This is a genomic window from Candidatus Cyanaurora vandensis (assembly GCF_013285555.1).
Lineage (GTDB): Bacteria > Cyanobacteriota > Cyanobacteriia > Gloeobacterales > Anthocerotibacteraceae > Cyanaurora > Cyanaurora vandensis.
Genome location: NZ_JAAXLT010000139.1, coordinates 1 through 8,614 on the forward strand (window position 1 = coordinate 1; position 8,614 = coordinate 8,614).

Consider the following 8,614-nt stretch of genomic DNA (forward strand, 5'->3'; position numbering starts at 1 on the left):
AAAAAGTATCTACCGCCGGAGGAGCCTATTATCAGCAAGACGGGAATGACTCGGGTTGAGGGCCAAAACACTCATCTAAGGCACGAGCTAGCCGGCCTGCAACGCAAGCGTCTTGGTTACGCAAAGACGAGGCGATGTGGAAGTTGTCTTTACGGTTGGAGTGCATTACCTAAAAACAGGGGAAATCCCACTTCTCCCCGCTTTCATTAGCTGATTGTGCAACGCCAAATCTCTTACTCAAGCCTGAACACCCTAAGGCAAGACGCATCCGAATTCTGCCGCCGCTAGACTTTACTTTTGATCCCCGATTATGGTGAGCGTGTCGTTCCCAGGTGTTCGCAAAGCCAAAGAACATTTTTGATGTTATCCCAAGGTAGGTAATGTATTCATTTCTGAGATAGCAGTTATGGGTCCTGAATCTCTTGATTCAAGATCCTAGAGGCCGGGTTAAGAAGGCATCGGGGTACGCTGAAGAGAATTTCCCCACCGCTGTGTATGCTACAAACGCGAGTCCAACGTCTCCAAGTCATCCGCCGTCAACTCCAACTCAGTATCCTCGCCATCTTCGGGGTCGTCCTCTCCGCCAAGCTCCTCAACCCCAAGATCTTGACGATTGCCCGCGCCGGGAGTGAGGAGGGAGTCAAGAAACTGACCCGTGTCGGGGCGGACCGGGTGGTTTCGCCCTATCTGACCGGGGCGAAGCGGATGGCGGCTCTGGCCCTGCGGCCCCAAGTCGTGGACTTTATGGAAGCGGCTTTTGTCGGCAAGAATAGTACCTTTTATATTGAGGAACTCCTGCTCAATGGTGATTCTGGCTGTCCGGTTTTTCAAAAAACGCTTAAAGAAGTGGACCTCCGTACCCAGTCTGGGGCTCTAGTCCTCGCCATTCGCCGCAGTGCTGGGGACCTCATCGGTGGGCCCACTGGCGATACCTTACTCGAAGAAGGGGATCTACTCATCTGCATGGGGACCAGCGAACAACTCCAGGTCCTCGCCAATATCCTCATCCCTAATCAGCGCGTCCGGGGGTAGCATCAAGCGTACTTTGGGCATCAATCCTCAGCATCGTAACCAAGCCAAGACCAACCCACTCACTAGGCCAGAGCTTCTTGGTCGCCTAGGCTCTGGCGTAACCGAGACAACAGACGGATTAAGGTCTCTTGTTCGTCCTCGTCTAGACAGTGGAAGACCGCCCCGACGTGGGCTTGCAGCGTGGGTTCCAGTTGATTGACGAGGGCTAGAGCCTGGGGGGTGATGGTGACGTTGGTCAGACGGCGGTCTTGGGGGTCCTTCTCACGCAGGACAAAGCCCTCCCGTTCAAGCCGGTCCACCATCCCGGTCATATTCGCCTTCGTCACCCCCTGCCACTCCCCCAATTGGGTCAGGGTCAAGCCCCGCTCCCGCCCGTGACAGCGCAACAAAAACAGGATCTCGCACTGGGCACAGGTCAACCCGTAAGGTTCCATGAAGTCGGTCATGGACTTCTCAAGGAGGCGAGCGGTGCGAATCAAGTTGACCTTAGCCACGACGGAACGGGGGTAGTTCTCATCCAAAAAAGACAGGACCCAGGCGGGACAGACCGGAGCGGGGGTAATGGTTTCCAACTTGTTACTCCTGCTGTTGAGAAACAGCGAGATTTTTGGCATCGGCATTGTTCTTGCCCTGGAGCGCGTATTTGACCCAATCCACCAATTGATCCACCAAGTTGAAGACTACCGGGACCACGACGAGGGTGAGCAGGGTGGAGGTAATCAGTCCGCCCACGACGACCACCGCCATCGGTGAACGCACTTCTGCCCCCGCTCCAATCCCTAGGGCAATGGGTAACATCCCGGCAATCATGGCAATGGTGGTCATCAAAATCGGCTGGACCCTAGCCCGTCCTGCTTTCAAGATGGCCTCCACGCGGGGTAGGGGCCGACTCACCCCATCACCCTCCATGGCCTCGCCGCGCATTGCCAGGATGGAGTATTCCACGAGCAGAATTGAGTTTTTAGTGACCAGACCCATCAACATCAAGATGCCGATGAAGGCGTAGATGTCGAGGTTCTTCCCAAAGATGAGGAGACCGAGCAGTGCACCCCCCAAGGCTAAGGGTAGAGCCACCATAATCGTGAGCGGACTGATAAAACTACTAAACAACAAGACCAATACCGCATAGATGAAAACCACCGCTGCGGCAATGACCAGACCAAACTGACCAATGATCTCGTTGAGGACCTTGGCATCGCCCTCAGACTGCTGGCGCACATCCTCGGGTAGTTTTTGTAGAGCGGGTAGAGCTTGGACGAGTTGGATGGCTTCGCCTAGAGCCAGTCCATCCAGGTTCGCGCCCACCACCACCTCACGGGAGCGGTTGAAACGGTCTACTTGTGCGGAACCACTGCCCAAACTAAGCGTCGCCACGGAGCGCAGGGGCACCGTCCGTCCGTCCGCCGTCGCCACCTGGATATCGCCGAGGGTCTGGAGGTTGCTGCGGACCTCGGGGTCAAGCTGGACCAAGATCGGGATCTGACGGTCGGGGAGGTTAAACTTCGCCAAACTGGTCTCAGTATCGCCCAGGGTGGCAATCTTAGCGGTCCGGGCGATGTTGGCAATCGCAACCCCCTGTTCAGCGGCTCGTTCAAAGTCCGGGCGGATCTCTAGTTCGGGGTTGAGTAGACTCGCGCTGGAGGTGACATCCACCAGACCAGCAATCCCGCGCATCTGTTCGGTCAATAGCTCAGAGGTGCGATTGAGGGATTCGGGATTGTCCCCGGTCAAGGTAATGATTAAGGGCTTGCCGCCCCCGGTGGCCCCGGTCCCAGTCAGGCTCAAGCGCACCCCAGGGACTTCGGACAACGGTTCGCGGATTTCTTGCTCAAATTGTTTCTGGCTGATGGTGCGCCGCTCCCCCTCGCATTCCTCTTTATCGGCGAGTCCCACCCCACAAAGCAGGGTGTCATGGAGGAAATCGGCTTTGGGATGCATATTCACGTAAATTGTGGCGCGGTTGATCCCGCCGTAACCAATCGTGGCAAGGGTTTCACTAACTTCAGGCCGCTTCTCTAAGATGGCGGTGGTCTGACGGGTGGCGCGGTCGGTGTCCTGGAGCGTGACTCCCGGCGGTAGCTCTAGGGAGAGGGTGACTTCACCCCGGTCAGGTGTCGTGAAGAAGGAGGTCGGGATGTAAGGGAGCAGGTTGATACTGCCCACAAAAAAGAGGATTCCCGAGGCTAAAATAATCACTGGATTACGCAGGGACCACTGCAACAGCTTCTCGTACCCCCGGACCAACCCGCTCTCCTCCTCGTCGTGAGGCAATGCCTGCAAAAGATAGGCCGCCATCAAAGGTGTAATCGTCCGGGCCACAAGCAACGAGAACAACACCGAGACCGCCACCGTAATCCCAAAAGGCCGGAAAAACTGCCCCGGAATCCCGGTCATGAAAGCTACGGGGAAGAAAACCGCCACAATCGTCATCGTTGTGGCAACTACTGCCAGTCCAATTTCCGCCGAGGCATCGAGAGCCGCTTGGAAGGGCGTTTTACCCATCCGCAGGTGACGGGCAATGTTCTCAATCTCAACGATGGCATCATCCACCAGGACCCCGACGACCAGGGCCAAACCGAGGAGGGTCATCGAGTTGAGCGTGTAATCCAGGGCCTTCATCACCACAAACGTCGGAATGATGGAGAGCGGCATCGCTAAGGTCGAGATTAGGGTCGCTCGCCAGTCCTTCAGGAATAAAAAGATTACGACTACCGCGAGCCCCGCCCCGAGGAGCAGAGCTTCAATCGAGGCCCAATAACTATCGCGGGTGAAGTCAGCATTAGTGTTGCGGACTAGTTCGAGTTCGACATCCGAGGGGATGGTTTTCTGTAACTGCGCGACTTGCTCTAGGACCCCTGCTTCCACATCAAGCAAGTTACTGTCACGACTGCGAAAGATGGAGAAACCGACCACGAGTTCATCATTCAATCGGCCCAATTGCCGCACTTCCGAGAAGCCATCTTCCACGGTGCCCAGGGTATCGAGTCGGGCGGTGCTGCCGTTGGGAAGGGCAATCCGGGTCGCCCGTAGGTCCGCCACGGTCAAGGCACTGCCCAGGGTCCGAATGGTCTGTTCAATCGCGCCTAGTTCACCGCGCCCACCGGGTAGGTTGGCGTTAAGGGTTTTAATCTGTTGGTTCACCTGGTCGGCGGTGACCCCCAGGGCCTTGAGCCGATTGGGATCGAGATTGACGCGAATCTCCCGGCTCACCCCGCCGGAGCGCGAGACCTGGGAGACCCCCGGCACTGTAAGCATCGCCCGCGCAATTGTGTTGTCTACAAGCCAACTGAGTTCCTCGACGGTCTGGGACTTGGAGCGCACACTATAGGTGATATCCGCTCCACCAGCGAGTTCCAGCCGCTCAATGATCGGTTCAAGGACATCCTGGGGCAACTCTTGACGGACCTTGCCGACGGCATTACGCACATCGTTAACTGCCCGGTCCACATCGGTGCCCACCACAAACACAATCGTCGTCGTGGAAGCCCCATCGGTCACGGTAGAACGTAGGGTCTCAATCCCGCCCAGACTCGCCACGGAGTCCTCAATCCGGCGTGTAACCTGGGTTTCCATCTCCGTCGGGGCCGCCCCCTGTTGGACCACCGTCACCGATACCCCCGGAAAAACAATGTCCGGGTCCTGGTCAATCCCCAATAAAAAGAAACTCACGCCCCCCAAGAGGCTCAGCACGATGAAAAGCACAATCGTCGGGATCGGTTTACGGATGGACCATTCGGAGATATTCCAACTACTCATCGTGCCTCCTCAGTTGGGTAAAGAAGTAACTTTAACCGTGTCACCATTTTTGAGATAGCCGCCACCAGCCGCTACCACCCGTTCACCCGCCTTGAGTCCACTCAGGATTTCCACAAGGACCCCCGTACGCTCGCCCACTTGGACGGGGCGGACCTGGACTTTATTCCCTGTTAAGACAAAAACCTGGGCCGCATCCTGGCGCATACTGACCGCTTGGGCCGGGACCGTCAGACTATTGACCGTGGCAACCTGGACCTGAGCGCGGACAAACATCCCTGGGCGCAACCGCTCGTTGCCGTTGAGGGCGATTTTGACTACGGCTTGCCGTGAGGTGGTATCAATTGCTGGTCCCACCTGCCGGATCGTGCCGCTGGCTTTAAGGGACGAGTCGGCATCACTAACAACAGTGACGCGCTGTCCGACTTTTAAACGGGGGAGATCAGCTTCGGGGACTTGGGCATTGAGTTCGAGGCGGCTCTGGCGGGCCATGGTGAAAAGCGGTGTACCCACGGCACTGATATTACCGATGTAGGCATCTTTTTTGAGAATCCAACCGTTATCCGGGGCGAGAATCCGGGTCTGGGCGAGTTGGGCTTGGTATTGACTAATCGCGGCCTTGGACTCTGCCACTACACTCTGGGCGACGGCGATTCCCTGCTGGGCTTGGTCTACCTGGGCTTGGGTGGATTCAAAGGCGGTGCGTCGAGCGCGGGTCTCTTGGTCACTCAAGGCCCCGCGTTCAGATAAAGATAGAGCGGATTGATAGTTCGCGTCACTTTCGATGAGTCGGGCTTGGTTCTGCTTGAGGTTGGCCTGTTGCTGGCGGACTTGGGCTTGGGCATTGACGAGACGGGCTTGGGCTTGCCGGACTTGGGCTTGGAGGACATCGCTATTCAGTACCGCCAAAACCTGCCCCCGGCGGACACGCTGGCCTTCCTCGACAGGGACCTGGGCAATGCGTAGACCGCCTACCTCTGAACCCACCTGCAACTGCTCCCAGGGAGCCACGGACCCCGAGACATCCATGGTTTTCAAGACGGGCCGGACCTGGACAGCTGCCGTACTGATGGTAAGGACCGCCGGGGTCTCCTTATCTTCCTCCGCCGCTTGCAGGGGTACGGAGGGCGTTTGTAGTCCATAAACTAGACCTAATGACCCGACCAGAAGTCCCAAACCAACCCAAAGCGGTAATGTTTTGCCCAAATCAGCCATAGTCTTGACCAACTGTTGTAACTAAAACTTAACGGTAAATAGGCTAATAGTCAATACGTTTACTAATTTTACTCGTTAAGCCACCCCAATTTAGTTCCTATTTCATAATTGGTGAGACGGGGAAAACCTGGATTAGGAGGACGATTCAGAGCTATGAGATGAGTGATTAAAGGGGTAATAATTAACCAGATTTAGAATAAAGCTTGACTTCATATGTAAAAACGCTTAGAGTACTTTTGCGTACTAAACTGCTGAGTAAATGTTCACCAAAACTGGCTCCTGGTTCATTCGCTTCATTTGCTTACTTGTAGTTGGGTGTTTCACTGCTAACCCCCTAGCGGTCTGGGCCGGAGCATCGGTTAATATCCAGGATGGCCTCTTCATTTACAACACGGTTGATTTAAGTTCTGGTGGGCTGCATCCCTTAGTCCTACAACGCCACTACCAAACTTTACGTCCCAAACCCAGGCCGACAAGAGATCAACCAGATGTACCCGTCAAGGGACCTTTTGGCTATGGGACAAGCATGGGTATGCTGAGCATGAGGGCTTGGATAGATTACGATTCGCAGATGTATATCTTCCCAGGACTTGCTGGTCCAACGGGAGCTACAATAGATTCCTTAACTGGAGAGCAGGTACTATTTACCCGTGGCGACTATTATGTTGCTCCAAATGAATTTAGAAATACCAAGAGAACAGACTCTTTAAGAGGAATTGTAAACAGGGCTTTAGATAGACTGAGTATGACACTTAGTCTAGAGTCGGGCACAAAACTATTTTTCACTAGAACGGCTGCACTTGGTCAAGACGGTCGGCTTGAACACTATGGCCTAAGAACAATTACAGACCGCTTTGGCAAGGTGACGACTTTAGAGGTTGATTCCAGCCAAAGACTCGTTAAACTCATAGACCCCTTTGGAAGATACATCACGTTCTCTTACAGCAGTAATACCTCTTATGTTATCGCTCGGGCTGAACTCTTTGATGATGAGGATGTAAGTCACGGGTTTGTGCAGTATGGCTATGATAGCCAAGAGAATCACCTAATAAGCTTCAAAAATGTTATGCATGGTCAACAGGTTGAAACTCCAATCCCCGGTGTTTATCGTACAGTTAATGGTGAAACACTATACACCTATGACAATAGTTCCAAGCATCGCATGCTAAGTATTACTAGCCCCCGTGGTGTCCTTGCCCTAACAAATACCTATGATACTTCTACAGGGAGAGTTACGTCTCAGATTATGCCAGGAGAAGATGCCAGTAACCGTAATGTGAGTAATATTATCAACTATTTTAGTTATCCGAGTACAGGCACAACTGTGGTTCAAGATACGGCAGGTATGGCGACCACCTACTACTATGAGTCAAGAAAGAAATATCTCACGAAAGCTACTCATGGGGCAGATAACAGTTCTACTAACTACACCTACGAACCTGAATCACAGCTACTTAAATTCACCACTAATCCGCTCGGGCAAGTGACCACAAACACTTACACCTACGACGGTACCTATGACCATCTCGCCTCCACCACTTACCCTGACAGCACGACCGTTACCTACGATTTCTCGGCTCCCTTCGGTCAGTTGAAGCAAGTTACTAATGCTAACAACCACACCACCTATTTCAATTATTTCCCGGATGTGACCAACCAGGATTATAGTCAGGACTTCTATGGCTCCTTGCAGTCCTCCACAATCCAACTCGATGCTCAGACCACCCTCAGCGACTCTTGGACCCAGTACAACAATTTCAGTCAGGTCCTCCGTACTCAGGACGGGAAGAACCGCCAAACTACCTTTGACTACTACACTGAACAAGCACTTACGGGCTGTCTCAATGAGCAGGGCTACCCCTACCAGGACCTTAAATCAACGCTCGCTCCTTCTAATATCAAAGTCTGCTTCACTTACGATGGTTTGTCACGTCCAATCACCTCCTATAACCCCAAGTTTCCCAACGATAAGACTACCTACACCTACGATAAATTGGGCCGCGTTACCTATGTGGAGCAGCCAGGGAACCGCGTGACTCGTCACATCTACGATGACAACTCCAACATTAGCAGTGTGATGGCAGCCAACGGAGTCCAAACGACCTACACCTACAATGACCAAGACCAAGTGGAGACCCGCACCGAGGGCGGTTTTAACGAGGAGTATCACTACAACAACTTAGGCCTAGTCAGCAGCTATCGAGATAAGCGTGGTCAGTTAACCCAGTACAGCTACGACACCAAACAACGGCTCAAAATTGTCAACTACAACGGTCTGTCCTCCCAGACCTACGAGTACAACGTGTTGGACCAGATAACCAAGATTACTGACAGTCGCGGTTCGGCCTACAGTGTGGCGATGGTTTACAACACGGCCCCTAACCAGATGCCGCGTCTCAAACAAACCATCACTAACCCCGATAGCGACCAGCAGGACACCCTGGAGTATAGTTACGACAACATGGGCAATGTGACGAAGGTGACTCGTGTTACCGCAACCACGCGCACGGACCTATTGCAGTACACCTATCTAGATGATGATGCGAGTCTGTCACGTATTGCGCTTAAAGGAGGTGGCCCGGACCTTGTCATGAGTTTCAAGTACAACGCGGCG

General features: G+C 53.8%; 5 protein-coding genes and 1 pseudogene. 3 read left to right on the plus strand and 3 right to left on the minus strand.

Translation table 11 applies throughout. The features are described from left to right. Positions 1–129, plus strand: a pseudogene (locus tag HFM78_RS16290) (IS1 family transposase); the annotation flags it as partial. Between the two features lie 366 nt (positions 130–495). Next, complete coding sequence (locus HFM78_RS09495; protein ID WP_287129203.1) at positions 496–1,032, plus strand: TrkA family potassium uptake protein; 537 nt, start codon at positions 496–498, stop codon at positions 1,030–1,032. Between the two features lie 62 nt (positions 1,033–1,094). Here the strand turns inward: HFM78_RS09495 and HFM78_RS09500 are convergent, their stop codons facing one another. The 3 genes from HFM78_RS09500 to HFM78_RS09510 are packed head-to-tail and all read right to left on the minus strand — an operon-like array spanning position 1,095 to position 6,000. Then, positions 1,095–1,604, minus strand: a complete 510-nt coding sequence (locus HFM78_RS09500; protein WP_287129204.1) for a MarR family winged helix-turn-helix transcriptional regulator — start codon at positions 1,602–1,604, stop codon at positions 1,095–1,097. A gap of 4 nt (positions 1,605–1,608) precedes the next feature. Beyond that, positions 1,609–4,788: an efflux RND transporter permease subunit gene (locus tag HFM78_RS09505; RefSeq protein WP_287129205.1), complete on the minus strand. Its 3,180-nt coding sequence runs from the start codon at positions 4,786–4,788 to the stop codon at positions 1,609–1,611. Between the two features lie 9 nt (positions 4,789–4,797). Further along, entirely contained in the window at positions 4,798–6,000 is a 1,203-nt protein-coding gene (locus tag HFM78_RS09510) for an efflux RND transporter periplasmic adaptor subunit (protein ID WP_287129206.1), read from the minus strand. Positions 6,001–7,246: 1,246 nt separating this feature from the next. On the opposite strand from HFM78_RS09510, the gene HFM78_RS09515 reads away from it, so the two are divergent. Beyond that, positions 7,247–8,614 (plus strand): hypothetical protein (locus HFM78_RS09515; RefSeq protein ID WP_287129207.1); only part of this gene is annotated, 1,368 nt, incomplete at its 3' end.

Excerpts from the sequence above, each read along its gene's own strand:
- HFM78_RS09495 (WP_287129203.1), top strand. The coding sequence starts at position 496 with ATGCTACAAACGCGAGTCCAACGTCTCCAAGTCATCCGCCGTCAACTC.
- HFM78_RS09505 (WP_287129205.1), bottom strand. The coding sequence starts at position 4,788 with ATGAGTAGTTGGAATATCTCCGAATGGTCCATCCGTAAACCGATCCCG.
- HFM78_RS09510 (WP_287129206.1), bottom strand. The coding sequence starts at position 6,000 with ATGGCTGATTTGGGCAAAACATTACCGCTTTGGGTTGGTTTGGGACTT.